This is a genomic window from Halorubrum salinarum, from assembly GCF_013267195.1.
In the GTDB taxonomy this organism is placed as follows: domain Archaea; phylum Halobacteriota; class Halobacteria; order Halobacteriales; family Haloferacaceae; genus Halorubrum; species Halorubrum salinarum.
The window spans coordinates 1,394,400-1,421,285 of sequence record NZ_CP053941.1; the positions used below are offsets into that span (position 1 = coordinate 1,394,400).

Sequence of the window (26,886 nt, forward strand, 5' to 3'; positions counted from 1 at the left end):
CGTAGCCGACACCGATGGCCACCACCGGCTCCGCGCGGCTGGAATCGACCCCGGCGCCTGAGGTCTCGGAGCGTCGAGCACCGAGCGTCGCCCGGACCGACGACGGCCGCCGGATCGCGTACGCGACGTACGGCCCGCCGACCGGCGACCCGCTCGTCTTCCTCCACGGGACGCCCGGGTCACGCCGACTGGGGGCGCTCCTCGAACCGTCGGCGCGGGCGAACGACGTCCGCGTCATCGCGCCCGACAGGCCCGGTTGCGGTCGGTCATCACCGAAGCCGGACCGGACGATCGCCGACGCCGCGGCGTCCGTGCGGCCCGTCCTGGACGACGCGGGCGTCGATTGCGCGCCGCTCGCCGCGTTCTCCGGCGGGGCTCCCTACGCCCTCTCGACGGCGGCGACGCTGGGCGAGCGGGTCACCGGCGTCGACCTCGTCGCCGGGGCGACGCCGCCCTCCTTCACCGACGACGCGCCGGCGGTACAGCGGTTTTTGACCGGTCTCGCGTCCGCGACGCCCTCGGTCCTCGGGGCGCTGTTCCGCGGACAGGCGTGGCTCGCGGACCGGGCCGACCCGTCGTTCGTGGTCGGGCAGTACGCCGCGGACGCGGACGCCGTCCCCGCCGACGCCGCGGCGACGGTGAAAGCGGACTTCCTCGCGGCGTTCGAGCGCCACCGGAGCGGCGCGGTCACCGAGTTCCGCGCCGCGGGGGACGACTGGGGGATCGACCTCGGCGCGGTCGATATCCCGGTGCGCCTGTGGCACGGGACGGCCGACGCCAACGTCCCGATAGCCGGGGCCCGGCGACTGGCCGAGGCGCTCCCGACGGCCGACCTCCGCACCCTCGACGGCGCGGACCACCTCGGAACCCTCCTCCGGGCCGCCCCCGAGGTGCTGGCGCGTCCCCGCTGACCGCTTCCACCCGCACCGCTTCTCGAACCTGTCCAGAACCCGTGCCGAACCATGCGGATTGATGTGTGGGAGCGCCAAACGGCGAGCGATCGCCGAATGAAACGGATCCGGTTCTCGGCCGCTTACCCGGAGCGGCTCCGTCACCCCCTCCACCGATCGATCGTCGGCGAGTCGCCGATCGCTCGCGCCGAGCTGCTGATGTGGAGTCCGACGGCGGACGCGACGACGCTGCTCTGGTTCGACGGCGACCGCGACGCGACGACCGCCGCCGTCGAGGCGCTCGACTCGCTGGTCGCGCGCAGCCTCGTGCGCGGGGCGGGCGGGACCTACGCCTTCCTCCGACAGGACGACTACGAGTTCCCGGCGGCGCTCCTCGACACCGTCGCGTCGTCGCGGGTGATCTTCCTCCCGCCGGTCGTCTTCCGCGAGGACGGCGACGTGCGGTTCGAGGCGGCGGGCGCGACGGCGGCGCTCAGCGGCTTCCACGACGACCTCGCCGACCTCGCCGACCTCACCATCGAGCGGGTCCAGGAGTTCGAGCGCCGGGCGACCCCCTCCCGGCTGACCGACCGACAGCGCGCGGCGCTGGAGGCGGCGGTCTCGGCGGGCTACTACGAGGTGCCCCGCGAGGGCACCGTCGCGGACGTCGCGGCCGCGCTCGACTGCTCGACGAGCACGGCCGGGGAACTGCTCCGCAAGGCGGAGGCGGCGGTCGTCGAGCGCGCCGTCGAGTCAGAGTGATCGAGTCCGCCGCGAGGGAGAAAATCCGCGTTCACAGCCGCTCGCGGAGCGTGTCCGCGGTCGCGTCGCCGACGCCGTCCACGTCGATGAGGTCCTCGCGGGAGGCCTCGCGGACGTTCTCCACCGAGCCGAAGCGGCGGAGGAGCCGGCGACGCGTCTCGGGGCCGACGCCGGGCACGTCGTCGAGGACGGTCGCCACCTCGTCGCGGACGGTCTGGTGGTACGCGACCGCGAACCGGTGCGCCTCGTCGCGCACGCGCTGGAGGAGGTGGAGCTCGGGCGCGTCGTCGTCCCACCGGCGGGTCCCGGTCGGGGTGACGACCAGCTCCTCCGCCTTCGCGAGCGCGACGACGGGCACGTCCCACCCCGTCTCCGCGAGCGCGTCGCGGGCGGCCCCCAGCTGTCCGTCGCCGCCGTCGATGAGGAGCAGGTCCGGGTCGGGGCGGTCGTCCGAGCCGTCGAGCGCGCGCTCGGCGCGCCACCGGACCAGCTCGCGCATGTTCGCGTAGTCGTCGTTGCGCTCGGTCAGCTTCTTCCGGCGGTAGTCGGCCGTCTCCGCGCTCCCGTCGACGAAGCACACGTCGGAGCCGACCACTGCGGTCCCCTGCGCGTGGCTCACGTCGAACCCCTCGATCCGCTCGGGGCGGGCGATCCCGAGCCGCTCGCCGAGCGCGCCGACGGGGTCGTCGCGCCCGCCGCGCTTCCGGGCGTTCTTCAGCGCGAGCTCGACCAGCTTCGCCTCGCGGCCGGCGCCCGGCACGCGGACCGCGACCCCCTCGCCCTCCAGCCAGTCGACCACGTCCGGGTCGGCGGGCCGCTCGGCGAGGAGGACCGCGTCCGGGAACTCCCGCTCGGCGTAGTACTGCGCGAGGAACGCCGCGAGGACGGCGGCCGGGGTGTTGGCGTCGGCGGACGAGGGGCCGCCGTCCGCGTCCTCGACCGCCGCGGCGTCCAGCCGGTGGCGGCTCCGGTCGACGAGCTGGCCCCGCTCGCTGTGGAGTCGGGCCACCCGGGCCGTGTCGCCCTCGACGGCGGCCGCGAGCACGTCGACGGTGCGGTCGTCGCTCCGGTCGCTGACGGCCTCGCCGCCCTCGCCGTGGAACGCCTCGACGGCCTCCAGCCGGTCGCGGAGGTTCGCGGCGCGCTCGAACTCGTTCGCCTCGGCGGCCGCCTCCATCCGGCGGCGGAGGGGGTCGGCGAGGACGCCGGTCTCGCCCTCGAAGAAGCGCCGCGCGGCGGCCACGTCCTCGGCGTACTCCGCCGGGGATATCTCCCCGGTACACGGGGCGGAGCAGATGCCCATCTCGTAGTCGAGGCAGGGCCGGTCGCGGCCCTCGTACTTGTGGTCCGAGCAGCCGCGCAGCCGATACTCGTCGCGGACCGCCTTCACGACGGTCTCGACGCGCCCCACGTCGGTGAAGGGGCCGTACGCGACCGCGCCCGCCTCGGGGTCGCGGGTCACCTCGATCCGGGGCACCTCGTGGTCGGAGAAGGCGACCAGCGGGTACGACTTGTCGTCCTTCAGCCGGACGTTGTAGCGCGGCCGGAGCCGCTTGATCAGGTTCGCCTCCAAGAGCAGCGCCTGCGTCTCGGTGTCGGTGACGGCGAACTCGATCCGGTCGGCGCGCTCGACCATCCCCCGGATCCGCCCCGAGCGCGGGTCCGCGTACGACCGCACCCGGTCGCGGAGGTCGAGCGCCTTCCCGACGTACAGCGTTGCCTCGCCCGCCCGGAACTGGTAGACCCCCGGCTCCGTCGGGAGGTCTCGGGCCCGCTCGCGCACCGCGTCGGCGTCCATCGGTCTCGGACCGACGTAGCCGCCCGACGCCATTGAACGCTGCGGGGCGCGGTCCTCGCCGCCGCGCCGCCGGCCGCCCGATGTTATCAGAATCGAATATCGGGACGGACGCTTTATAATGGCGCTTGGGAGACGGTGACGTAGACATGAGTAGACTTCGCGAGCGCCTGCGGGCCGCACTCGGGTGGAGGAGCGATTCCCGGTCGGTTCCCGACGGGGGCGTCGTCGTCGAGGGCGAGCCGGCCGGATCGACCGACGAGACGGGGGCCGACGGGAGTCAGATCGGCGCCGACGACGGGGGCGACGCCGACCACTCGGTCACCGAAGAGGACGGCGTCGACCGCGCGGCGACGCTCGCCGGCGCCGGCTTCGAGCAGGTGTTCAACGCCACCAGCATCCCGACGTTCATCCTCGACTGCGACGGGAACGTCGCCGAGTGGAACGAGTCGATCGCGACGCTCACCGGCGTCGACCGCGACGAGGCGGTCGGGCACGGCCACGTCTCCGAGCTCTTCTACCCGGACGGCCGCCGGGCCGACACGCTCGCGGACAAGGTCCTCGACGCCCCGTCGAACGCCGACGAGGTGTACGGGGTCGAGCCGTGCGACTCCGCGCGCGACCGCTACCGCGACGCCAGCACGATGGTCGACCGGCACGGCGAGGAGCGCCACATCGAGTTCACGGCGACCGCGCTGTACGACGACGGCGAGCTCGTCGGCGTGACCGAGGTCGTCATCGACCGGACGGAGACGGTGAACGAGCGCGACGCGACGAGCGAGCTGGTCGCGGAGGTCCGCGAGACCGCCGAGGCGATCGGCGAGGGGAACCTCGACGCCCGCGCGGGCCACCGCGACTCCTTCGATCACCTCGACGGCGACCTGGTCCGCGTCGTCGACGTCGTCAACCGGATGGCCGACAACCTCGACCAGCTCTCGTCGAGCGTCCACGAGCAGGCCCGCGACCTCGACGCGACCGTCGAGGAGGCGAGCGCCGCGGCCGCCGACATCGCGGAGAACGTCGACGAGCAGAACGAGCTCTTAGAGGAGAGCGTCTCGGAGATGCAGTCCTTCTCCGCCGGGATGGAGGAGGTCGCCGCCACCGCCGACCAGGTCGACTCCGCGGCCGTCGCCGCGAGCGAGGCGGCCGACGAGGGGCTCGACGCCAGCGAGGACGCCCGCGAGGCGACCGAGGACGTCGTCGAGATCGGCGACGAGTTGGTCGAGAGCGTCGGCGCGCTCTCCGAGCGCATGGACGACATCGAGGAGGTCATCGAGGTCATCTCCGACGTGGCCGAGCAGACGAACCTGCTCGCCCTGAACGCAAACATCGAAGCCGCCCGCGCCGGCGAGGGCGGCGACGGCTTCGCGGTCGTCGCCGAGGAGGTGAAGAAGCTCGCCGACGAGACCCGCGGCTACACCGAGGAGATCACGGAGAGCCTCGACAAGCTCCAGGCGCAGTCCGCGGAGACGACGACCGCCGTCGAGCGCTCCCACGAGCGCATCGAGGACGCGGGCACCGAGATCGAGACGGTGCTCGACTCCCTCGAAGAGATCGCCGACGCCGTCGACGAGGCGGCCGCGGGCGTCGCGGAGGTCGCGCGGACCACCGACGACCAGGCCGCGACCGTCGAGGAGCTCACCTCCTCGCTGGAGGCGGTCCGCGAGCGCTCCGACCGCACCGAGGACGCGACCGAGCGCATCGTCGACGCCACCGACGAGCAGGAGGCGGCCGTCGACGAGCTGATCGCCCGCGTCGAGCGCCTCGACGCGCGGTAACGACCCGTCGACGCCGCGCCCCGCCCGCTCTCTCCGCGTTTCATTCTCCGCGTCTCGTTCCCCGCGTCTTTCTTCCGCGTTCCCTCCCCGCCGCCGAACGTTTAACCCCGCTCAACCCCCAGAAATCGTATGTCCGTTACGCCGCCCGGACCGCTCGGCGACCCCCTCTTCGGGAACGGTCGCCAGTTCGCTGACGACCCGTTCGGCTTCCTGCGCGCCTGCGCCGACAGCTACGGCGACGTGGTGCGGCTCGACCTCGGCCCGCGAGAGACGTACCTGCTCACGAACCCCGCCGACGTCGAGCGCGTGCTCGTCGCGGACGCCGAGCGCTACCGCAAGCCGCAGTTCGACGACGCGATGGACACGCTCCTCGGCGACGGCCTCCTGCTGAGCGAGGGCGACACGTGGAAGCGCCAGCGCCGGCTCGCGAACCCCGCCTTCCACAACCGCCGGATCGGCGCGCTCGCGGGCGTGATGGCCGACCACGCCGCGTCGCACGTCGCCGACTGGGAGGACGGCGACGTCGTCGACATCCAGCTGGAGCTTGCGCGGCTCACCGTGAAGATCATCGTCACGGCGATGTTCGGCGCGGACATCTCCGACGAGGAGGTGAAGACGGTTCAGGAGAACCTCGAACCGCTCGGCGCCCGGTTCGAGCCGGACCCCCGCCGGTACCTGATCCCGGACTGGCTGCCGACCCGCGAGAACCGCGAGTTCGACGCCGCCATCGACACGCTCGAATCGGTGATCGACGACATCGTCGCCCGCCGCCGCGGCACGGAGCGCGACCCGAGCGTCGACCCCGCCGGCCCCGACGGCACCGGCGTCCGCGGGCCGCCGGGCGACCCCGACGCCGACCTCCCGATGGACCTGCTCTCCGTCCTGCTCCGCGCCCGCGACCGCGGCGAGCAGACCGACGAGAACCTCCGCGACGAGCTGGTGACGATGCTGCTCGCCGGCCACGACACCACCGCGCTCGCGTTGACGTACGCGTTCTACCTCCTCTCGGACCACCCCGAGGCCCGCGACCGCGTCGCGGCCGAGGCCCGGGAGGCGACGGCTGACGGCCCCCTGACCGCGGCCGCCGTCCGCGACATGGACTACACCGAGCGCGCCCTCAACGAGTCGATGCGGCTCTACCCGCCGGTGTACACGCTGTTCCGCGAGCCGAAGCTCGACGTGAAGCTCGGGGGGTACCGCATCCCCGAGGGCTCCGCGCTGATGGTGTCGCAGTGGGCGATCCACCGGTCCGGGCGCTGGTACGACGACCCCGAGGCGTTCGACCCGGACCGCTGGACCCCGGAGCGCCGGAGCGAGCGCCCCCGGTTCGCGTTCTTCCCGTTCGGCGGCGGGCCCCGCCACTGTATCGGGAAGGCGTTCTCGCTGCTGGAGGCGAAGATCATCCTCGCGACGGTCTGCTCGCGGTTCGACCTCGACTACGAGGGGCCGGACCTCTCCTTGCGCGGGTCGCTGACGATGCACCCGAACCACCCGGTGCCGATGCGGATCCGCGAGCGCTGAGGGATGGCCGGCGCCGACGAGGCGACCCCCGACGGCGAGGCGACCCCCGACGGCGAGGCCGACGCCTACTGCGCCCGCTGCGGCGAGCCCCTCTCGCGGGGCCTCGTCGCGAGCGGACGGCGCGCCTGCTGTCTCAACGCGACCCCCATCGCCGGCGTCTGCCCCACCCACGGTCCGGTGGGACCGCACCACGCGGTCGAGAAACCGGGCGACTGCGGGGCGGCCGACGCCGACGTAACGCCGACCGACCGCGCGTGACTGCGCGACGCTACAGCTCCACGCTCGCCGCGACCTCTCGGAACTCCGGGTCCCACACGTCGAGCGCGTGGACCCGCCACCGGACCGGGTCGAACGCGGCGTCGACGAGGTCGGCGACGACGCCCGGCTCCGGGTTCCCGCCCCGCGCCAGCGTGACGTGCGGCACGTAGTCGTCGCCCTCGATTCCCTCCACCGGCCCGAACGCCGCGCAGAGCCGCCGGTGGAGCCGATCCAGTCCGTCGCTCTCGACGGTCAGGTAGACGACCGGCCGCGACCCCGACCGCGGCGCGTCGAAGACGTCGATCCCGGTCACGGCGACCTCGAAGGGGTCGACGCCGGCGAGCGGCCGGCGAAGCCGCTCGCGCAGACGGTCGAGGGCCTCCTCGCGAGGCGGCGGCTCTCGATTCCTCTCCCGCCCGCCTCCTTCGCCCCCGTCGCGCTCTCCGTCCCGCACGTCCGCGACGCCGAACCGCTTACAGACGAGGGTGCGGCGCTCCCGGACGGTGTCGAAGCCCTTCAGTTTCGGGTGGAGATCGGCCGCGAGGCGGTCGACGCCGGGCGGCAGCGGGACGTTGAGGCTGAACACGTCGGCGGGCGCCTCAGATCCGATCGGTGAGGTGCAAGGCGATCACGACGACGAGCGCGATCCCGATCAGCGTCGGGAGCGCGTCGAGCAACCAGAAGGCGACCTCCAGGACGGTCCCGACGATCTCCAGGAGAAGCCACACGACGATGAGCAGTAACACGACCTTCAGCAGGTCGTCGGTGTCGATCTCGGCGCGGTTCATGCTCCGAAGCGACGCGGCAGCGGTAAAAATCCGGTGGGTGTCGGCGGCCGATCGCCGCGAACGGCCCTACGCGATCTTCTCGTACTGCTCGGAGAGCTTCTCGGCGGCCTCGTCGAGCAGCTCGGCCTCGTACTCGTCGAGGTCCCACTCGACGACCTCCTCGACGCCGTTCGAGCCCAGCTTCGCGGGCACGCCGAGAGCGGTGTCGTCGTAGCCGTACTCGCCGTCGAGGACGACCGAGCACGGGAGCACCTCGCCGGTGTCGTTGAGGATGGCCTCGACCGTGTGGGCGACGCCGGTGGCGGGCCCCCACTGCGTGGCGCCCTTCCGGCTGATCACGTCCATCGCGGACTCCTGGAGGTCCGCGAGGATCTCCTCCTTCTCGTCGGCGTCGAACGACGGGTCGCGGCCGTCGACGCGCACCTTCGAGAAGACCGGGGCCTGCGCGTCGCCGTGCTCGCCGAGGATCGTCGCCTCGACGTTCTTGACGGGCGCGTCGAAGCGCTCGGAGAGGACGTAGCGGAAGCGCGCGGAGTCGAGCCGGCCGCCGAAGCCGACCACCTTGTGGCGGTCGCGGTCGCCCGCCTCGTAGAGGTGGCGGTTGAGCAGGTCGACGGGGTTCGAGGTGGTGACGGTGACGAAGTCGTCGTTGTGCTCGGCGATCGACGACCCGATGTCCTCCATGATCGGCGCGTTGTCGCCGGCCAGGTCGATGCGGGTCTGCCCCTCCTTCCGCGGGATGCCGGCCGTGATGACGACGACGTCCGAGCCGGCGGTGTCCTCGTACTCCCCCTGCCGGACGGTCGTGTTCGAGTCGTAGGCGACGCCGTGGTTCGCGTCGGCGGCCTGTCCGATCGTCGTCTCGCGCTGGTCCGGGATGTCGACGAAGACGAGCTCGTCGACCACGTCGCGTAACGCGAGGTTGTAGCCCGCCGCGGCTCCGACGGTCCCCGCCGCACCGATAACGCTGACCTTTGTCATACCGTCTTGATCCGCGACCGGGCGGCGAGTAAACGTTTCGGAACCCCCCAACGTCCGCGAGCGCCGTCGCGAAACCCCTAACTCCCGCGGCGTCGAACCGTCGCCCCGTGCCGACGTTCCGCTACCCGTGTCCGGGCTGTCGGACGACGAACAGCCTCCACGACGCCGACTGCGAGTTCGAGGGCGTGAGCTGGCCGACCGTCGAGAAGGCCTACACGGACCTCCTCTCGGTGCTGTCCGCCGAGCCCGACGGCCTCTCGGAGGCGGCGCTGCGGGACGCGGTCCCCGCCGACTGGGGCGGGCTCCACAAGGCCGCGCTCGGCGCGCTCCGCCGCGACCAGCGCGTCGTCGAGGACGGCGACCGGCTCCGGCTGCTCACCGCCGCGGAGTTCAAGGAGCGCGTCTCCGAGCCGACCCGCGAGCCGATGCGCACCGTCTACGAGCACGGCTCCGTGCCGGGCTGCCACGACAACGCCGTCTTCGCGATGGTGGCGTGGTACGAGATGGTCGGCCTCTCGTGGCCCGAGACCCGCGAGAACGTGATCGAGTGGCTCCGCGAGTCGGGCGCGTGGGACCGCGGCGGCTTCGAGGAGTCGACGCCGGGGGAGCTCGTCGACGCCAAGCGCCACGTGTACGACGAGGGGTACGGCTGGAAGGAGAAGGGCCAGGCCGCGAAGCGCGTCATCGAGCGGCACCTGTAGCGCCGATTTAAGTCGCCCCGCGACCTCTCGCCACCGTGACACACCCGGAAGCCGGCGCCGCGCCGACCGCGGACTCCGACGCAGCCGCCGTCAGTGACGCTGACGCCGCCGACCCGGGGGTCGACGACGGTGCCGACCGCCCCCCGGCCGTCGCCAATCCCCGCCGCGCGCTCGCCGTCGTGATCGGCGTCGTGTTCATCGACCTCGTCGGCTTCGGGATCGTGATCCCCATCCTCCCCTTCTACGTCCGGTCGTTCGGCGTCAGCGACGCCTTCATCGGGCTGCTCGCGGCCTCCTACTCGCTCGCGCAGTTCGTCGCGGCGCCCACGCTCGGCCGGCTCTCCGACCGGGTCGGGCGCCGCCCCGTCCTCCTCGCGTCGCTCGCGGCCGCCGCCGTCGCGTGGGTGACGTTCGGCTACGCCGGCTCGGCGGGCGCGCGCTTCGGCCCCGTCGCCGCGCTGGCGGTGCTGTTCGCCTCCCGCACGCTCGCCGGCGCGATGGGCGGCAACATCGCCGCCGCGCAGGCGTACGTCGCCGACATCACGCCCCGCGACCGGCGGGCGGGCGCGCTCGGCCTCGTCGGCGCGTCGTTCGCGCTCGGGTTCGTCTTCGGGCCGGCGATCGGCGGCCTGCTCGCCGCCGACGCCGTGGTGGCCCGCGCCGACGCGCTCTTCCCCGCGTTCGTCCCGGCGACGCCGTACTCCCTGCCGAGCTTCGCGGCGGCGGGGATGAGCCTCCTCGCGGTCGCCGTCGGGTTCCTCCTCCTCGAAGAGCCGGCGCGGACGCGACCCGCGGGTGACGCGGCGAGCGCCCGCACCACCGCGGTCGGCCAGTTCCGCGACGCACTCGCGTCCGCGTCGCTCCGGCCGCTGACGGTCGCGTACTTCGTCGTCGCCGTCGCGTTCGCGGGCGTTCAGGTGATGTTCATCCCGTACGTCGCGGACGCGTTCGGCTACGACGCGACGGCCGCGGCGTTCCTGCTCACCTACGTCGGCGTCCTCGGCGCCGTGAACCAGGGCGTCGTCGTCGGCCGGCTCTCGCGGGTCGTCTCCTCGCGGACGCTCGTCGCCGTCGGAGCGGTCGTCCTCGCCGGCGCGCTCGCCGCGATCCCCGCGACCGGGCTCGTCGACCGGGCCGCGGGCGGGGTCGCTCTCGGCGGCCCGCGGTGGCTCACGCTCCCCCTGCTCGCGCTGCTCGCCGCGCTCGCGGCGCTCTCGCTCGGCAACGCCCTCGTGAACGTCTCGCTGGCGACGCTCGTCTCCGCGTCGGCCGACGACGCCGACCAGGGGGCCGCCTTCGGGGTGACGCAGGGCGCGTCGAGCCTCGGGCGGACCGTCGGCCCGCCGTTGATGGCGGTGCTGTACACGGTCGCCGTCGCGTCGCCGTTCCTGATCGGCGCGCTGCTCCTCGCGCCCGTGGCGGTCGCGTTCGGGCGACGGACCGGGTGAGGGCCCGTCGAGGCGGCGGCGAGCGGCCGTCCCGCCTCCGCACGACAGTTTTACGCCCACCGTCGCCGTCGTACCTCGCACATGGCCCTCGACCTCGTCCCCGCCTGGCCCGCCGTCGGATCCCTCGCGGGCGGGGCGGGGGCAGTCGCGCTCGCGTGGGCGATCCGCGAACACCGCGGCCGCCCCGGCGTCGACTGGTTCCTCGGCGTCTTCGCCGCGCAGGCGACGTGGTGCGTCTCCTACGGCGTCGGCCTGCTGGTCGCTGACCCGGCCGTCCGCGCCGCGCTGGAGGCGACGATGTGGCTGGGCGTGATCTGGACCGGGATCGCCTTCCTCGGCTTCGCCCTGGAGTACACCGGCCGGAGCGACGTGGTCCGGAGCCGCCTGTTCGGCGCGATCGCCGGCTTCGGCCTCCTCTCGTCCGCGCTCGTCGCCACGAACCCCCTCCACGGCGCCTTCTGGACCGACCTCTCGCGCGCCCCCGTCCTCGGCGTCGAGACCGTCTCGTACGCCTTCGGTCCGTGGGCGTACCTCACCGTCGCCGTCGAGACCGTCCTCGTCGCCAGCGCGGTCTTCCTCCTCGTCGACACGCTGCTCAGCTACGGGCCGCTGTACCGCCGCGAAAGCGCGGCGGTCGCCCTGAGCTCGCTGCCGCCCGGGTTCGCGCTCGTCGCGTGGACGCTCCAGCTCGGCCCGGTCCCGCAGCTCCAGCTCGCGCCGGTGATGTTCGTCCCGCACATGGTCCTCGACGCGTACGCGTTCGACCGCGCGGAGATGTTCGACCGGAACCCGACGACGAGCCGCGCCGCCGAGCGCACGGCGATCGACGACCTCCGGGACCCCATCGTCGCGCTCGCGCTCGACCGCCGCGTCGTCCGGCTCAACCCCGCCGCGGAGACGGTGCTGGGCGTCGACGCCGAGACCGCCCGCGACCGCCCCCTCGCCGACTTCCTCGACCCTCCCGTCGGGGTCGGCGACGGGGCGGACGGCGCCGAGGCGGACGACGGCTCCCGCGAGACCGTCGAGGTCGACCCGGACGGCGCCGCCGGCCGCCGCACGTACGCGGTGTCGGTCTCCCGGCTGACGGACCCGAACGGGACGCACGTCGGGTACACGGTCGTCCTCTCGGACGTGACCGAACGCGAGCGCCGGCGGCAGCAGCTGGAGGTGCTGAACCGGATCCTCCGCCACAACCTCCGCAACGACGCCGGCGTCGTCCACGGCTACGGCGAGATCCTCCGCGACAGCCTCGACGACCCGGAGCTGGTCCGGATGGCGGACGCCGTCGAGCGGCGCGCCGGCGCGCTGGCCGCCCTCGGCGAGAAGGCGGGCACCGTCGAGCGGCTCCTCGCCGACAGCGACCCCGCGGCGACCGACGTCCGCGACCTCGTCCGCGCGGTCGTCGCCGACGCCCGCGACCGCGACGACGCGGCGACGGTCGAACTGGCCGTCGCCGAGGGCGACGGCGACTGGCTCACGCATCTCAGGCCCGACGCGCTCCGCGCGGTCGTCGAGAACACCGTGGAGAACGCCGTCGACCACCACGACGGCGAGGGCACCGAGCGCGATGACGGCGGGGCATGGGTGCGCGTCTCGCTCCGCCGAGCGGGCGGCGCGACGGGCGAGTCCGAGGGCGACGACCCCCGCTTCGTCCTCACCGTCGCGGACGACGGGCCCGGGATCCCCGACCACGAGGTCGAGGCGGTCGAGTCCGGGCGGGAGACCGCCCTCGAACACGGGTCGGGGCTGGGGCTGTGGGTCGTCGCGTGGGGCGCCGCCGCGGTCGGCGCCGAGGTGGAGTACGCCGAGCGGGAACCGCGGGGGACGCGGGTGACGGTGTCGATCCCGGTGGTGGACGGCGAGTGAGTCGGGTCGAAAAACGAGATCGCTACTCCTGCCGAAGCGGCAGAATTCGGGCGCGCTAGTCGCTCTGAATGCGAGGGGCTAGCATATACGTTGCCTGTCCGAGCCCCTCGGCGAAGCCGTAGTGGAGCTTGACGGGGAACTCCTCGCCGAGCTCGACGGTGACCTCGGCGTCGGAGGGGATCGCCTTGTTCATGTCCTTGAGGTAGTCGAGGCTGAACAGCGAGTCGGCCGGGCCGGCGGTGAGCGCGATGAGGTCCTCGCGGTCGAGCTCGAGGTTCACGTCGTCGGTGTCGCCCTCGGCCTCGATGAAGAACGCCTCGTCGGTCTCGTCGACGCGGAGGCGGATGTGGTCGGAGACCATGTCGGCGGCCTTAATCCCGCGGTCGAGCTGGGCGCCCTCGACGACGATCTCGGAGGCGAGATCGAGGTCCGGGATGTCCGGCTCCTGGCGGATCGAGTCGGGGTCGATGAGCGCGAGGGTGTAAGAGAGGCCGTCGATCTCGATGTGGAGCTTGCGGGTCTCCTCGTCGAGTTCGAGGTGGATCAGGTCGCCGGAGTTGGCCATGCCGGCGATGTCTTCTAAGCGCGCGAGGTTGACGCCGATGACGCCGCCGTCCGCGTCGTACGACTCGAACGCGGCCGCCTCCAGCGTGAGGTCGACCATGCCGACGTTGGCGGGGTCGACGGCCCGGATGGAGAGCTCCTCCTCGTTCAGGCGGATCTTACACTCGTCGACCAACACGCTCACCGAATCGAGCGCGTCCTGAAACGTCGACGCGCCCACGATGGCCTTGAACATATACGTTCAGCTTGGGCGGTATCACCTAAAAAGGCACCCGATCGGAGCGGCGACCGCCGGCTCAGAGCGACCTGATGAGGCGGGCGACGACGACCGCGAGCGTGACGACGGTCCGCCACAGTCGGAGTCGTTCGAGCCGGTATTCGCGCCGTTCGGCGTCGTCCGACTCGTCGCTCCCGCCGCCCGCTTCGCGGTCGCACTCGGGCCCGGCGTCCCCGCCGGGGTCGTCGGGCGGCGGATCGGTCGCTCGGTCCGGCTCGGCTCGGGCGCTCCGATCGGCCGAGTCGCGCTTCGGCGGCTCGCCGCGCTCGGTCGGGATCGGTTCGGCGTCGGTGCGTTCGGTCGCCGGCAGCGGCTCGTCGGGCATGGTGTGTCTCGGCCGCGTCGGGCCGTACGCGACGATACGGAGTTAATTTATAAATAAACGAGCCGAACGCAAGGCGGAACTGAAACTCGTCCGGACGGGACGCATATCGGTCGGCCCGCCCCGTTCTCAGACCAGCGGCTCGACGAGGTCCCGCCCCTCGTCGAGGAGCTCGTCGACGGCGGCCTCGGAGTCCGCCTCGGCGTACACGCGCAGCTTCGGCTCCGTGCCCGAAGGGCGGACGAGCAGCCACGAGCCGCTCTCCAAGAGGAGCTTGAACCCGTCGAGGGTGACGACCTTCGCGACGGGCGAGCCGCAGACGGACTCCGGGATGTGGTCCTCCAGCTCGTCGAGGACGCCCTCCTTCCGGTCGTCGGGGCAGTCGAGGGACATCTTCCCGGCCGCGATGTGGCCGTGCTCGTCGAGCAGGCGGTCGACGCGCGCGTCGAACGGCTCTGCGGCGTGGGTCGCGGCCGCGAGCAGCGCCATCAGCACGCCGTCCTTCTCGCGGACGTGGCCGCGGAGGGTGAACCCGCCCGACTCCTCGCCGCCGAACAGCGCGTCGTGCTCGCCCATCGCCTCGGCGACCCACTTGAAGCCGACCGGCGTCTCGTACACTTCCTCGCCGTGCGCCTCCGCGATGCGGTCGACGAGGAACGTCGTCGAGACGGTGCGGACCGCGGGCCCGGAGTCGGCCTCCAGCAGGCGGTCGTAGCAGGCGGCGTAGAAGAGGTTCGCGTCGAGGACGCCGCGGTCGGGCGTGACGACCGCGATCCGGTCGGCGTCGCCGTCGTTGGCGACCCCCAGGTCCACGTCGCTGTCGGGGTCGGTGACGCGGTCGGCCAGTTCCCCGAGGTGCTCGGCCGAGGGCTCGGGGGAGTCGCCGCCGAACGTCACGTCGCGCTCGCAGCGCAGGCGCACGACCTCCGCGCCCGCGGATTCGAGCAGCGCGTCGGTGACGCCCCGCCCGCTCCCGTGCATCGCGTCGTACGCGACCGTGAGCCCGGTGAGGTCGACGCCGCCTCCCGCTCCGGCGAGGTTCCCAACCACCTCGCGGGCCGCGTCGGCGTGGTCGCTCACGAGGTCGACGCGCTCGACGTCGCCCCGCTCGGCCTCGGGCAGCAGGACCGGCTCCGCGAGCCGGTCGACGACGTCCTCGGTCACGTCGGGGAGCGCGGGCGCGCCGTCGTGCGGGATGAACTTCACGCCGTTGTACTCGGGCGGGTTGTGCGAGGCGGTGACCATACACGCGCCGGCGAGCCCGCGGGAGACGATGGCGTGGGCGATGACCGGCGTCGGCGCGTCGCGCTCGGGTAGGATTACGTCGAAGCCGTTGCCGGCGAGCACCTCGGCGAGGCTCTCGGCGAAGCCCTCCGAGGTCTCGCGGGCGTCGTACCCCACGGCGACCGGTTCGTCGCGACCGGCCGCCTCGAGGTGGTCGGCGACCGCCTGCCCGACGATCCGCACGCGCTCGTCGGTGAAGGTGTCGAGCGTCGCGCGCCAGCCGTCCGTGCCGAAGGCAATCTCGTCCATACCGGCCACGTCGACGGCGAGGGCAATAATGCCCCGTGCCGGTCGCGAGGCTTGCGACGGGCCCGGCGATCGGCGGAGCGCGGTGAGGCCCCGGCGGCTCCGTCGATCGACCGCGTTTTTGTGGCCGGACCTCGAACCCGCTGTATGACCCGAATCGTCGCCGTCTCCGGCAGCCGGAGCGCGGACAGCACCACCCGGGCCGCGCTCCGCGTCGCGCTCGACGCCGCGGCCGACGCCGGCGCGGAGACCGACCTGATCGACCTCGCGGCCGTCGACCTCCCGCTGTACCACCCCGACGAGGACGCGCAGGGCGACAGCGAGGCCCTGAAGCGCCGCGTCCGCGAGGCCGACGGCGTCCTCGCCGGCACGCCCGTCTACCGCGGCTCCTACTCGTCGACGTTCAAGAACTTCCACGACTTCTGCGGCTCCGACGAGTACGCGGACACGGCCGTGGGGCTGCTCGCGACCGCCGGCGGCGGCTCCTACGGCGGGACCTTGGAACACCTCCGGTCGACGTTCCGGAACGTCCACGCGTGGACCGTCCCTCACGAGGTCGGGATCCAGGGCGCCTCCTCGAAGGTCGAGACGGCGGCGGCCGCCCCCGACCGCGGGCCGCGGATCACCGACGAAGACCTCCGCCGGCGCACCGAGCGGCTCGGACGGGTCGTCGTCGAACACGCCGAGCGCATGCGGGAGTGAGAGTGGCGCCGAACGCCTCGGGACCGACGACGAGCCGTTCCTGCTGGACATTCGACCCGAGTCGGACTACGGGCGTCGCGCGATCGACGGGAGCCTGAACGTGCCCGTGTACGACGACCTCCGGCGCGGCGACGACGACGCGCTCCGCGGCCGGCTCGACGGGATCCCCGACGACCGCGAGGTGGTCACCGTCTGTAAGATGGGGATCGTCGCCAAGCGCGCGACTCGCGTGCTCGACGAGGCGGGCTACGAGGCGTCGACGCTCGCCGGCGGCATGAGCGGCTGGAACGGGTACCAGCGCGGGTCGCTCGGCTACAGGCTCCGGTCGCTGTGGTGGCGGCTGCGAGGGTGACGGCGCGCGGTCGCGGCACTCGGGCGCCGGAACCCGCCGCCCTTTTGCCCGCCTCGCGCCTACGGCGCCCATGACCGAACCGGGTGACGACGACCGTGTCCGCTAACCGGAAGGGGGACCGCCGCGAGCGCGAGCTGGTGAACGCCTTGGACGAGGCGGGGTTCGCCGTGATGCGCGCGCCGGCCAGCGGCTCCGCCACGGAGCGCGAGCTGCCCGACGTGCTCGCTGGCGACGGCGAGACGTTCTACGCCATCGAGGCGAAGTCGAGCGCGGGCGACCCCATCTACCTCACCGGCGAGGAAGTGGAGGCGCTCCTCTTCTTCGCGCGGAACTTCGGCGCGAAGGCCCGGATCGCGGTCCGGTTCGACCGGGAGGACTGGTACTTCTTCCACCCGGGCGACCTCTACACCACCGACGCCGGGTCCTACCGGGTGAAGAAGGAGAAAGCCCTGGCCGACGGCACCGACTTCCCCGAGTTCGTCGGCGAGACGGAGAAGGTGACGCTCGGCGAGGTCGGCGGGGGCGACGGCGACGCGGACGAGGTCGATCCCGAGACCGAGGAGCGGCGGGCGATCCTAGAGGCCGTCCGCGACGGCCACATGCCGGTCGAGGACGCGCTCGACGTGCTGTAGCGCGGCGGACCTCCCCCGCCCCGCGACCCCCTCGCTTATCCCTCGCCGCGTCGAACTCCGGGACGAATGAGCGAGGACTTCGGCCTGCTCGAACCGGCGGACCAGCCCGGCGACGAGTGGGAGCAGCTCGACGTCTCCGACACCGAGGCCGACCGGATCGCCCGGCGGCAGGACCGCGAGTTCGACGAGTTCCGCAAGCGGATCAAAGACACCGAGCAGTTCAAGCTCCAGGAGTCGGTCTTCGACGACGCCACGCTGGCGGCGGTGTACAAGCTGGTCCAGGACGGCTACGTCGACGCCTTCGGCGGGCCGGTGTCTACGGGGAAGGAGGCGAGCGTCTTCGAGGCGCTCGGTGGGCAGGCCGGCGAGCGGCCGGAGCCGGGGTCCGAGGCGGCCGGCGGCGGCCCCGAGGGCGTCACGCCCGAGCGCGAGGTCGCGGTGAAGGTGTACCGGATCAACTCCTCGAACTTCCGGCAGATGCGCGAGTACCTGGAGGGCGACCCGCGCTTCGAGGGGATCGCGAGCGACAAGAAGGCGGTCGTGCTCGCGTGGACCCGCAAGGAGTTCGCGAACCTCGAACGCGCGCGGCAGGCGGGCGTCCGGGTCCCCGAACCGATCGCGGTCCAGCGGAACGTCCTCGTGATGGAGCTGGTCGGCCACGCCGAGGACCGCGCCCGGCGGCTGAGCGAGGTCGACGTGGAGAACCCCGAGACCGCCTACGAGGTCGTCCGCGAGTACATGCGCCGCCTGTACGGCGCCGGGCTGATCCACGGCGACCTCTCGGAGTACAACATGATCATCCACGAGGGCGAGCTGGTGATCATCGACCTCGGGCAGGCGGTGACGGTCCACCACCCCAACGCCGGCGAGTTCCTGACGCGGGACTGCGAGAACGTGGCGACCTTTTTCACGCGACAGGGGATCGACGTCGACCCCGACGACCTGCGCGCGTACGTGACGGAGCCCGAGCCGGACCCGACGGGTGAGCCGGGAGCGGACGGCGAACCGGAGCCGGACGGCGAACCGGAGTCGGGCGAAGGGGCGACCGAGTAGACCGACGCCGGCTCCGCCGCAAGCGGCCGAAGACCACCGCCACGCGGCCACACACCGGCCGCGGCGGAACACGCTTAAAAGGCTCCGCCGGGTATCCCGTGGCATGCAACACGTGACGGTTCCGCAGGACCGTATCGGCGTCGTCATCGGCGCCGGCGGCGAGACGATGCGGGAGATCGAAGAGCGGGCGAACGTGCGGCTCGACATCGACTCGGAGTCGGGGAGCGTCGCCATCGAGGAGCGCGACGACCCGGTCGCGGCGATGGTGGCCCCCGACGTGATCAAGGCGATCGGCCGCGGCTTCAAGCCGGAGACGGCGCTGTCGATCCTCGACCACGACCTCCGGACGCTCGATCTCATCGACCTCTCTGAGCATACCCGAAACGACAACGACCTCCAGCGCAAGAAGGGCCGGATCATCGGCGAGAACGGGCGCACGCGCGAACTGATCGAGGAGCTGTCGGGGGCGAACGTCGTCGTCTACGGCTCGACCGTGGGCGCCGTGGGCCAGCCCGAGGAGCTGGAAGTGGTCCGACGGGCGGTCGGGATGCTGCTCGACGGCGCTCCGCACGGCGCGGTGTACTCGTACTTGGAGCGGATGTCGAACGAGCTCGACGACGACGTGAGCTTCAACGCGCCGCAGTAAGCGAACGGACTTCCCGGCGTTGCGGTCGGTTTCGCCGTCGCTGTTCGTTTATAAATCGTCGTTGCCACTACGACGAACACCGCCAAAGCCCCAGTCGCGAGGCCGGAGTACGCTCGTTGCGCTCCTCGCTCGCTTCGCTCGCTGCGGTGCTTACGTCGCCTACTCCGGCCTCGCGACTGCCCCTCTGAGTCCCATCCGACCGCCACCGCAACCTCACCTCACGCCTCCCCAGCCTCGTCGCTGGCACCCTCCGCTTCGCTCCGGGAGCCAGCGACTCCCTCGCGCGTGCGGTTCGCGGCCTGCCGGCCGCTCACCGGCACGCGCCACCGCCGTTCGTTTATAAATGACCACCGGCCAGCAGTCGATCTGGAGTTCTATATAAAGGGGCGTGTGAACGCACCTCATACCGGCGGATAATCCCCTTTCGTGTTGCGGTTTCGCACGATACGAGCGAAGGGTTTATATAGAATCACAAACAATCAAAGGTTGATTATGTCTCAGCGACAGCGGATGGGCAACCAGCCCATGATCGTACTTTCCGAGGAGTCGCAGCGCACGTCCGGCAAGGACGCGCAGAACATGAACATCACGGCCGGGAAGGCTGTCGCGGAGTCCGTCCGCACGACGCTCGGCCCGAAAGGGATGGACAAGATGCTCGTCGACTCCGGCGGGTCCGTCGTCGTCACGAACGACGGCGTCACCATCCTGAAAGAGATGGACATCGACCACCCGGCGGCCAACATGATCGTCGAGGTCTCCGAGACGCAGGAGGAGGAGGTCGGCGACGGCACCACCTCCGCGGTCGTGGTCGCCGGTGAGCTCCTCGACCAGGCCGAGGAGCTCCTCGACCAGGACATCCACGCGACGACCCTCGCGCAGGGGTACCGTCAGGCCGCCGAGAAGGCCAAGGAGATCCTCGACGAGGAGGCCATCGACGTCTCCGCCGACGACCGCGACACGCTCGTCCAGATCGCCGAGACGGCGATGACGGGCAAGGGCGCGGAGAACTCCAAGGACCTCCTCGCCGAGCTCGTCGTCGACGCCGTCCTCGCGGTCCAGGACGACGACGGCATCGACACGGAGAACGTCTCCGTCGAGAAGGTCGTCGGCAGCTCCATCGACGAGTCCGAGCTCGTCGAGGGCGTCATCGTCGACAAGGAGCGCGTCGACGAGAACATGCCCTTCGCGGTCGAGGACGCCGACGTCGCGCTGTTCGACGGCGCCATCGAAGTGAAGGAGACGGAGATCGACGCCGAGGTCAACGTCACGGACCCCGACCAGCTCCAGCAGTTCCTCGACCAGGAGGAGGAGCAGCTCCGCGAGATGGTCGACCACCTGACCGAGATCGGCGCCGACGTCGTCTTCGTCGGTGACGGCATCGACGACATGGCACAGCACTACCTCGCGCAGGAGGGCATCCTCGCCGTCCGCCGCGCGAAGTCCGACGACCTCAAGCGCCTCGCCCGCGCGACCGGCGGCCGCGTCGTCTCCAACCTCGACGACATCGAGACGGACGACCTCGGCTTCGCCGGCTCCGTCGCCCAGAAGGACATCGGCGGCGACGAGCGCATCTTCGTCGAGGACGTCGAGGAGGCGAAGTCCGTCACCCTCATCCTCCGCGGCGGCACCGAGCACGTCGTCGACGAGGTCGAGCGCGCCATCGACGACTCGCTCGGCGTCGTCCGCACGACGCTGCTCGACGGGAAGGTGCTGCCCGGCGGCGGCGCCCCCGAGGCCGAGCTGGCCCTCCAGCTCCGCGACTTCGCCGACTCCGTCGGCGGCCGCGAGCAGCTCGCCGTCGAGGCGTTCGCCGACGCCTTGGAAGTCGTCCCGCGCACCCTCGCCGAGAACGCGGGCCTCGACCCCATCGACTCGCTGGTCGACCTCCGCTCCCGCCACGACGGCGGCGAGTTCGGCGCCGGTCTCGACGCCTACACGGGCGACGTGATCGACATGGAGGCCGAGGGCGTCGTGGAGCCGCTCCGCGTCAAGACCCAGGCCATCGAGTCCGCCACCGAGGCGGCCGTCATGATCCTCCGCATCGACGACGTCATCGCCGCGGGCGACCTCAAGGGCGGCAGCACCGACGACGGCGGCGACGACGGCGGCCCCGGCGGCGCGCCCGGCGGCATGGGCGGCGGCATGGGCGGCATGGGCGGTATGGGCGGCGCGATGTGAAGTTCGGTTAACGCCTTCACACCCCCAGCCTGACCGTAGCCGCTTCGCCGAACCGTCCGCAGACCGACCGTCGCGCGCCCCTTCGGGCCCGACGACACGCGACTTTTATCGACGACCGGACCCGCGTAGCGACGCGCTCGTTCCCTGGTCTGGATCCCTACTTCTCCCAACCGAGTCCCGCGCTACCGACCCCCACATTCGGTTCGCGCGACACGAGGGTAACACCCGCGTAACCACCGGACGGCGGTGTCCGCGAGCGGTTAAGTGACTCCCGGCCCTCCGTTCGCCCGACGAGGTTTTCACGTTCACCATGCCACAGCAGAAGGCCGATTACGCAGACGACGCCGAGATCGACGCGGAACTAGACGAGCTTCCCGACGACGAGACGGTCGAGGAGACGGTCGCGAACCTAGAGGAGCGCGGCTTCGACGTGGTCGTCGTCGACAACGCCGACGAGGCGCTGGAGACCGTGACGTCGCGGATCCCCGCCGGGGTCTCCGTGATGAACGGGCACTCGACGACGCTCGAAGAGATCGGGTTCGACGAGTTCCTGAGCGAGGGCGACCACGAGTGGGAGAGCCTCCCCGACCAGATCTGGGGCATCGACGACGACGCGGAGCGACAGGCCGCGCGGCGCGAGTCTCAGACCGCGGACTACTTTCTCGGCGGCATCAACGCGGTCGCGCAGACGGGCGAGCTCGTCGCCGCCGACCTCTCCGGCAGCCGGATCGGCGCGTACCCGTTCGCGGCGGGCAACGTCGTCATCGTCACCGGGATCAACAAGATCGTTCCGACGCTCGACGACGCCCTCGACCGGCTCGAGTCGGTCGCGTACCCGCTGGAGAACGAGCGCGCGCAGGAGGCGTACGGCGTCGAGTCCGCCATCGCGAAGCAGCTGATCTACCGCCGCGAGGCCGAGGAGGGCCGCACGACGGTCGTCCTCGTGCGCGAGCAGCTCGGGTACTGAGCCCGCGCCGACGCTCCACGCGCTTTCTTCCCCCTTTCGACGGCCTCGCGGCGAGCAATGCTACGAGCCGCGAGGATACGGGCCGGGAGGGATTCGAACCACGGTCGCTCCCGTTCGCTCGCTACGCTCGCTCACCTCCCGCTCCTTGATTCGAATCCCTCCCGACCGGTTCGCTCGACGGGTCGCGCTGCTCACCGTCTCGCTGTACGGGCCGGGAGGGATTCGAACCCCCGACCGTCCGGTTAAAAGCCGGACGCTCTCCCTAACTGAGCTACCGGCCCAGACGAACTGTCGTAGGGTCAGCCGACGGATAAACGTTTAGAACCGCGGTAGGGGTCGGCGTCGCCACCCGAAACGGTTTCCCGGCCCCCGCCGTCGCCGCGACCATGGACTTCGACATGCGCGCGTTCGCCGCCGACCTCTGTCGGCACCGCTCGACCGCCGGCGAGGAGGCGGCCGCGGCCGCGTTCGTCGCGGAGCGACTCGCCGACCTCGGCTTCGAGACGTACGCCTGGGACGCCGACCCCGCCGTCCTCGCGGACCACCCCTCCTTCCCGGACGACCTCGACGCGGCTGCCGTCGAGGGGCGGCGCAGCGTCGCGGGCGTCCTCGAACTCGGCGGCGCGAGCGACGCGAGCGACGCGGGCGACGGGGACGACCCGGCCCCCACCCTCGTCTTGAACGGGCACCTCGACGTCGTCCCCGCCGAGCCCGCCGAGTGGTCGAGCGAACCGTTCGAGCCGGTCTGGGGCGACGCCGCGGCCCGGGACGCGCCGCCCGGTCGCGACGCCGACGGCGAGACGCTCACCGCCCGCGGCGCCGCCGACATGAAGTCGGGGCTGGCGGCCTGCGTCGGCGCCGCGGTGGACGTCCGCGAGGGGGTCGCGGACGGCTCGGTCGACCTCCCGCCGTCCGGGCTCCGGCTCGTCGTCGAGGCCGTCGCGGGCGAGGAGGACGGCGGCTACGGCGCCGCGACCGCCGCGCTCGCGAGCCCGTACCCCTTCGAGCGCGACGCGGCGATCGTCGCGGAGCCGACCGAGTTGCGCCCCGTCGTCGCCTGCGAGGGGTCGCTCATGGCCCGGCTGGAGATCGACGGCCGGAGCGCCCACGCGGCCACCCGGTGGCGCGGCGAGGACGTGCTCCCGCGGTTCGAGGCCGTGCGGGAGGCGTTCGCCGAACTGGAGGCCGAGCGCGCCGAGTCGGTCTCGCACCCGCTGTACGAGTCGTTCCCGGTCCCGTGGCCGGTCGTCTGCGGCCGGGTCGAGGCCGGCTCGTGGGCCTCGACGGTCCCGGCGACGCTCGACGCGGAGTTCCGGATCGGCGTTGCGCCCGGCGAGACCGTCGCCGAGGTGGAGGCGGCGTTCCGCGAGCGGCTGGACCGGGTCGCGGCCGACGACCCCTGGCTGCGCGAGCACCCGCCCCGGTTCGAGCGGTTCTCGGTCCAGTTCGAGCCGGCCGAGATCGCCGTCGACGAGCCGGTCGTGGAGGCGGTCCGCGCCGGCCTCGCCGCGACCGGCCACCCGGACGTCGAGCCGCGTGGCGCGACGTACGGCGCGGACTCGCGACACTTCGTCGCCGCCGGGATCCCGGCGGTGCTGTTCGGTCCCGGCACCATCGACGAGGCGCACTACCCGGACGAGACGATCGCGTGGGAGGAGGTCGTCGCGGCGCGGGACGCCGTCGCCGCCGCCGCCGAGCGGTTCGCGGCCGACTACGCCGCCTAGTCGGCGACGCGCGGTCCCCTCGGTCGTCTACCGGTCGTTCCCGAGGTACTCGTCGAGCGCGTCCGCGACGATGGCGCCCGGCTCGACGTTCTCCATCGAGGCCCGGCGGCGCAGTTCGACGTAGGTGTCCGCCGGGAGCCGGAGCTGAAGCCGGCCGAGTTCGACGCCCGCGTCGCGGACCGCGGCCTCGACGTCGGCCCCGTCGTTGACCGCCGACGCGACGGCGCGAACCTCGCGGACCGTGAGGTCCCCGTCTATCGCCGCCCACGCGAGCAGGTAGCGGTCCCGCCCGCCGAGCCGCGCGACGTGTTTCGCGGCGCTTGGCGCGATCCGCCCGTTGGCGACCTGCCGCCGGATCGCCTGCGGGAGGTCGTGGACCCGCGCCCACTTGCGGATGAACGCGACGGAGACGCCCTCGCCCGCGCGCTCGGCCGCCTCCTTGTACGACCCCACGCCGCGGACGAGCGCCGCGCAGGCGGCGGCGCCGCGCAGCATCAGGACGTTGTCGTCGTCGCTCACGTCGCCGGCCGCGAAGCGAGCCACCGTCTCCGCGGCCTCCGCGACGCTGTCGGGGTCGTTCGGGTCGAACCCCACCGCGTCCGCGGCCCGGTCGCCCGTCACCGCCGGGTCCGACCGGACCACCGGTTCGCCGACGGGGGACCGCCGGTCAGCGCGTGACTCCTCGGTCATACACGTCCCTTCGGGGCCGCAGGTATAAACGCCGGGCACCGGGGCGGAACTCGCCCGAACGCGGGACGCCCCTCGGCGCGGGCCCTACTTCGCCGTCCGGGCCGCGGCGTCGCCGTCGTCACCCTCGTTCGGCCCTCTCGCGTACAGGACGTACGAGTACGCGACGGTGACCGCGGCGGTCGCGAGCGCCGGCCCGACGAGGAAGTACACCGCGTACTCGCCGGCGAAGAGGCCGACGACCGCTATCGCGGCGGAGAGCTTGAACAGCCGCGCGCCGAGCGCGTGGGTCCGGTCCCACACCGCGTCGTCGCTGAGCGTCCACGGCGTCCGGATCCCGACGAACCAGTTCGGCTCGACGTGCGGGAGCAGCGTCCCGAGGTAGTAGAACAGGGCGGCCGCGCCGGCCACGGCGAGCGTCGTCACGTCGACCGCGTAGCCGAGGTTGACGGCGAGCACGGCGAGGTGGACGGCGACGAGGAACGCGGTGAGCACGACGACGAACCGGTCGTAGTGGACGCGGAACGCGGCGATGTTCTCCCCGAGGGGGTCGATCCGCGGGAGCAGCGCGAACAGGCCGATCAGCCCGGCCGCGAGCCCCGGCACGAACCACATCCCGAGCGTTCGCGGGAGGGTTCCGGTCGGCTCGCCGGCGCCGTTCCACTGCGTCACCATCCGCTCGGGCAGGTCCGGTGCGACCGCGAGGCTGACAGCGGCGCCGACGGCGACGAGGAGGGCCGCGACGCCGAACCGGAGCCGCGTGGAGAGTCGGGAGTCGGAGGGCATACGCGCGGAGAGACGGGCCCCACCGACGAAAAGCTTCACCCGTGGGAGTCGCCCCCGCGGGCCCGGCACGACGCAACCCTTACGCGTCGCGACCGCCAATCCGGGCGTATGACCGACGAACGCGACGACGACGGCCACGAGTTCTCCTCGGGGCAGGGCGTCGACGCCGACTACGACGCGTTCACGCTGGACCCGCCCGAGCTGGGCGAGGACCCGAGCCGCGTCGACCCCGTCGACTCCCGGGTGTTGACCGAGGAGCTGGACCGCCGGAACATCGGCAGCGAGGACGTCGACGTCGAGCAGCTGATCGACGTCGGCCTCTCGTACATGGGGATCAACCGCTTCGAGGAGGCGACGGAGACGTTCGAGCGCGCCGCCAACTTCGCCGAGGAGGGCTCGCTGGAGGCCCAGGAGGCGTGGGTGAACAAGGGCGCCGCCCACGCCCAGTTGGAGGAGTTCGACCAGGCGATCGGCGCCTACCAGGAGGCGCTCCGCATCGACGAGGAGTCCGAGCACGCCGCGACCGCCGAGACCAACCTCGCGTACGCCCTCTGGGAGTCCGGCCGGGGCGAGCAGGCGCTCGAACACGCCGAGCGCGCCGTCGAGACCGACCCCCGATTCGCCGAGGCGTGGTACAACCGGGGGTTCCTCCTGGTCGAGCGCGGCCTCGCCGAGGACGCCGTCAAGTGCTTCGACAACGCGATCCGCCTCGGCTACCGCGACGCGGGCGTCTTAGAGGAGAAGGCCCGCGCCCTCGAGGAGGCCGGCGACCACGAGCAGGCCGAGGAGGTCGCCGACCGCGCCGAGGAGCTCCGCCGCGAGGCGGAAGAGCAGATGGTCGAGGAACAGACCGGGCAGGCGCCCGGGCCGGGCGGCCAGCCTCCGCGGGGCGGTCGCGGTGGACCGGGCGGCGAGCCCGGTGCCGGCGGTCGCGGCGGCGACGAGGGCCCGGAGCGCGAGCTTCAGGGCGAGGGGCCCGAGGGCTTCTGAATGCTGCTCCGCGAGCGCGAGACCGCCGAGGGACGGCTCGTCTCCGTCTGCGACCCGGACTGCCTCGGCGAGACGTACGACAACGGACGCGCGACGCTCACCGTGAGCGAGGAGTTCTACGGCGGCGACGACGCCGTCGAGGCGACCGCCGACGAGGTGGTCGAAGGCCTCCGGCGCGCGCAGGTCGCGAACATCGTCGGTACCGAGGCGGTCGAGGTCGCGGTCGAGGCCGGCCTCGTCGACGAGGAGACCGTTCTGGAGTTCGACGGGACGCGGCACGCGCAGTTGCTCTGGCTGTAACGGCCGCCCCCGCGCCGTCTCGCCGGGATCCGAACCGGCTAAGGGCGCGCGCGACGAGGCGGATCCGATGAGACGACTCACGCGGAGCGAACTGGCGTCGCGGGTGGGGCCGCGGCCGCCCTCGGACGCCTTCTGGCGACGCGCGATCGACCGGGGAGCGGCGGCGCTCGGCGTCGGCGCGGACGCCGTCGAGAGCGGGGCGGGGGAGGAAACGGACGACGAGCCGACGGAGCCGCTCGACACGGGCGACATCGTCGACGTCGGCGACCACGCCTTCGTCGTCGTCGGCACCGAGCGGACGGCGGCGGGCGGCCGGATCTACCGGATCGAGCTCGTCGCCGACCGCGACGGGGACTGACGCGGCTCGACTTCGGTCGGTGCGGGCGCC

General features: G+C 72.5%; 27 protein-coding genes, 1 tRNA gene and 1 pseudogene. 19 read left to right on the forward strand and 10 right to left on the reverse strand.

Annotated elements, in window-relative coordinates; all coding sequences use genetic code 11:
- The first annotated feature begins 14 nt into the window (after positions 1-14).
- Positions 15-911 (forward strand): alpha/beta fold hydrolase, encoded by an 897-nt coding sequence (locus HPS36_RS07030; protein ID WP_173229392.1) that lies wholly within the window; start codon positions 15-17, stop codon positions 909-911.
- A 96-nt stretch (positions 912-1,007) separates the two neighbouring features.
- Positions 1,008-1,652 (forward strand): helix-turn-helix domain-containing protein, encoded by a 645-nt coding sequence (locus HPS36_RS07035; protein WP_173229394.1) that lies wholly within the window; start codon positions 1,008-1,010, stop codon positions 1,650-1,652.
- Positions 1,653-1,683: 31 nt separating this feature from the next.
- Here the strand turns inward: HPS36_RS07035 and HPS36_RS07040 are convergent, their stop codons facing one another.
- On the reverse strand, positions 1,684-3,450 hold the full coding sequence (locus HPS36_RS07040) for an excinuclease ABC subunit C (protein WP_173229396.1): 1,767 nt from the start codon (positions 3,448-3,450) through the stop codon (positions 1,684-1,686).
- A gap of 146 nt (positions 3,451-3,596) precedes the next feature.
- On the opposite strand from HPS36_RS07040, the gene HPS36_RS07045 reads away from it, so the two are divergent.
- The 3 genes from HPS36_RS07045 (at position 3,597) to HPS36_RS07055 (ending at position 7,004) form a co-directional block, all read left to right on the forward strand.
- Positions 3,597-5,225, forward strand: coding sequence for a methyl-accepting chemotaxis protein (locus HPS36_RS07045; RefSeq protein WP_173229398.1), 1,629 nt, complete (start codon positions 3,597-3,599; stop codon positions 5,223-5,225).
- Positions 5,226-5,354: 129 nt separating this feature from the next.
- Entirely contained in the window at positions 5,355-6,746 is a 1,392-nt protein-coding gene (locus HPS36_RS07050) for a cytochrome P450 (RefSeq protein ID WP_173229400.1), read from the forward strand.
- A 3-nt stretch (positions 6,747-6,749) separates the two neighbouring features.
- Entirely contained in the window at positions 6,750-7,004 is a 255-nt protein-coding gene (locus tag HPS36_RS07055) for a hypothetical protein (RefSeq protein ID WP_173229402.1), read from the forward strand.
- A gap of 10 nt (positions 7,005-7,014) precedes the next feature.
- Here HPS36_RS07055 and HPS36_RS07060 read toward each other — a convergent pair whose 3' ends face one another.
- From HPS36_RS07060 to mdh, 3 genes are all read right to left on the reverse strand, one after another.
- On the reverse strand, positions 7,015-7,590 hold the full coding sequence (locus HPS36_RS07060) for a 2'-5' RNA ligase family protein (RefSeq protein WP_173229404.1): 576 nt from the start codon (positions 7,588-7,590) through the stop codon (positions 7,015-7,017).
- 13 nt (positions 7,591-7,603) lie between these two features.
- Positions 7,604-7,792: a DUF7554 family protein gene (locus HPS36_RS07065; RefSeq protein WP_173229405.1), complete on the reverse strand. Its 189-nt coding sequence runs from the start codon at positions 7,790-7,792 to the stop codon at positions 7,604-7,606.
- A 66-nt stretch (positions 7,793-7,858) separates the two neighbouring features.
- Entirely contained in the window at positions 7,859-8,773 is a 915-nt protein-coding gene (gene mdh, locus HPS36_RS07070; RefSeq protein WP_137716807.1) for a malate dehydrogenase, read from the reverse strand.
- A gap of 107 nt (positions 8,774-8,880) precedes the next feature.
- Between mdh and HPS36_RS07075 the strand changes: the two genes are divergently transcribed.
- The 3 genes from HPS36_RS07075 to HPS36_RS07085 all read left to right on the forward strand — a co-directional run bounded on the left by HPS36_RS07075 (position 8,881) and on the right by HPS36_RS07085 (position 12,788).
- A complete protein-coding gene (locus HPS36_RS07075) occupies positions 8,881-9,474 on the forward strand; it encodes a DUF7474 family protein (protein ID WP_137716808.1) in 594 nt (197 codons plus the stop codon).
- A gap of 35 nt (positions 9,475-9,509) precedes the next feature.
- Positions 9,510-10,922, forward strand: a complete 1,413-nt coding sequence (locus tag HPS36_RS07080; protein ID WP_173229407.1) for an MFS transporter — start codon at positions 9,510-9,512, stop codon at positions 10,920-10,922.
- Positions 10,923-11,003: 81 nt separating this feature from the next.
- On the forward strand, positions 11,004-12,788 hold the full coding sequence (locus HPS36_RS07085) for a histidine kinase N-terminal 7TM domain-containing protein (RefSeq protein WP_173229409.1): 1,785 nt from the start codon (positions 11,004-11,006) through the stop codon (positions 12,786-12,788).
- A gap of 55 nt (positions 12,789-12,843) precedes the next feature.
- On the opposite strand, the gene HPS36_RS07090 is transcribed toward HPS36_RS07085, so the two are convergent.
- The 3 genes from HPS36_RS07090 to HPS36_RS07100 all read right to left on the reverse strand — a co-directional run bounded on the left by HPS36_RS07090 (position 12,844) and on the right by HPS36_RS07100 (position 15,484).
- Positions 12,844-13,587: a DNA polymerase sliding clamp gene (locus HPS36_RS07090; protein WP_173229411.1), complete on the reverse strand. Its 744-nt coding sequence runs from the start codon at positions 13,585-13,587 to the stop codon at positions 12,844-12,846.
- Between the two features lie 61 nt (positions 13,588-13,648).
- Positions 13,649-13,954: a hypothetical protein gene (locus tag HPS36_RS07095; protein WP_173229413.1), complete on the reverse strand. Its 306-nt coding sequence runs from the start codon at positions 13,952-13,954 to the stop codon at positions 13,649-13,651.
- Positions 13,955-14,080: 126 nt separating this feature from the next.
- A complete protein-coding gene (locus tag HPS36_RS07100) occupies positions 14,081-15,484 on the reverse strand; it encodes a phosphoglucomutase/phosphomannomutase family protein (RefSeq protein ID WP_173229415.1) in 1,404 nt (467 codons plus the stop codon).
- A gap of 144 nt (positions 15,485-15,628) precedes the next feature.
- Here HPS36_RS07100 and HPS36_RS07105 point away from each other — a divergent pair, with 144 nt between their 5' ends.
- The 7 genes and pseudogenes from HPS36_RS07105 to HPS36_RS07135 all read left to right on the forward strand — a co-directional run bounded on the left by HPS36_RS07105 (position 15,629) and on the right by HPS36_RS07135 (position 22,011).
- The gene (locus HPS36_RS07105; RefSeq protein WP_173229417.1) at positions 15,629-16,183 is read left to right on the forward strand and encodes an NADPH-dependent FMN reductase; all 555 of its coding nucleotides are present in this window, start codon (positions 15,629-15,631) and stop codon (positions 16,181-16,183) included.
- A gap of 10 nt (positions 16,184-16,193) precedes the next feature.
- Positions 16,194-16,535 (forward strand): annotated as a pseudogene (locus HPS36_RS07110) (rhodanese-like domain-containing protein); the annotation flags it as partial.
- A gap of 83 nt (positions 16,536-16,618) precedes the next feature.
- On the forward strand, positions 16,619-17,167 hold the full coding sequence (gene hjc / locus HPS36_RS07115; RefSeq protein ID WP_121563323.1) for a Holliday junction resolvase Hjc: 549 nt from the start codon (positions 16,619-16,621) through the stop codon (positions 17,165-17,167).
- A gap of 66 nt (positions 17,168-17,233) precedes the next feature.
- The gene (gene rio1 / locus HPS36_RS07120) at positions 17,234-18,220 is read left to right on the forward strand and encodes a serine/threonine-protein kinase Rio1 (protein WP_173229419.1); all 987 of its coding nucleotides are present in this window, start codon (positions 17,234-17,236) and stop codon (positions 18,218-18,220) included.
- 103 nt (positions 18,221-18,323) lie between these two features.
- A complete protein-coding gene (locus HPS36_RS07125; RefSeq protein ID WP_137716818.1) occupies positions 18,324-18,866 on the forward strand; it encodes a KH domain-containing protein in 543 nt (180 codons plus the stop codon).
- Between the two features lie 525 nt (positions 18,867-19,391).
- Positions 19,392-21,044, forward strand: a complete 1,653-nt coding sequence (gene thsA / locus HPS36_RS07130; RefSeq protein WP_137716864.1) for a thermosome subunit alpha — start codon at positions 19,392-19,394, stop codon at positions 21,042-21,044.
- A gap of 310 nt (positions 21,045-21,354) precedes the next feature.
- A complete protein-coding gene (locus tag HPS36_RS07135; RefSeq protein ID WP_173229421.1) occupies positions 21,355-22,011 on the forward strand; it encodes a lactate utilization protein in 657 nt (218 codons plus the stop codon).
- A gap of 207 nt (positions 22,012-22,218) precedes the next feature.
- Here HPS36_RS07135 and HPS36_RS07140 read toward each other — a convergent pair.
- Positions 22,219-22,292 (reverse strand) — tRNA-Lys (locus tag HPS36_RS07140).
- A 105-nt stretch (positions 22,293-22,397) separates the two neighbouring features.
- Here HPS36_RS07140 and HPS36_RS07145 point away from each other — a divergent pair.
- Positions 22,398-23,735 carry a M20/M25/M40 family metallo-hydrolase gene (locus HPS36_RS07145; RefSeq protein ID WP_173229423.1) on the forward strand — a complete coding sequence of 446 codons (1,338 nt, stop codon included), beginning with the start codon at positions 22,398-22,400 and terminating at the stop codon, positions 23,733-23,735.
- Positions 23,736-23,762: 27 nt separating this feature from the next.
- Here HPS36_RS07145 and HPS36_RS07150 read toward each other — a convergent pair whose 3' ends face one another.
- A complete protein-coding gene (locus HPS36_RS07150) occupies positions 23,763-24,425 on the reverse strand; it encodes a DUF7119 family protein (protein ID WP_173229425.1) in 663 nt (220 codons plus the stop codon).
- Positions 24,426-24,509: 84 nt separating this feature from the next.
- Positions 24,510-25,208, reverse strand: coding sequence for an SdpI family protein (locus tag HPS36_RS07155; protein WP_173229427.1), 699 nt, complete (start codon positions 25,206-25,208; stop codon positions 24,510-24,512).
- Between the two features lie 108 nt (positions 25,209-25,316).
- Here HPS36_RS07155 and HPS36_RS07160 point away from each other — a divergent pair, with 108 nt between their 5' ends.
- The 3 genes from HPS36_RS07160 (at position 25,317) to HPS36_RS07170 (ending at position 26,856) form a co-directional block, all read left to right on the forward strand.
- Complete coding sequence (locus tag HPS36_RS07160; RefSeq protein ID WP_173229429.1) at positions 25,317-26,198, forward strand: tetratricopeptide repeat protein; 882 nt, start codon at positions 25,317-25,319, stop codon at positions 26,196-26,198.
- Complete coding sequence (locus HPS36_RS07165) at positions 26,199-26,498, forward strand: DUF424 domain-containing protein (RefSeq protein ID WP_137716824.1); 300 nt, start codon at positions 26,199-26,201, stop codon at positions 26,496-26,498. It abuts the gene before it with no gap.
- A 67-nt stretch (positions 26,499-26,565) separates the two neighbouring features.
- Positions 26,566-26,856, forward strand: coding sequence for a hypothetical protein (locus HPS36_RS07170; RefSeq protein WP_137716825.1), 291 nt, complete (start codon positions 26,566-26,568; stop codon positions 26,854-26,856).
- Positions 26,857-26,886 lie beyond the last annotated feature (30 nt).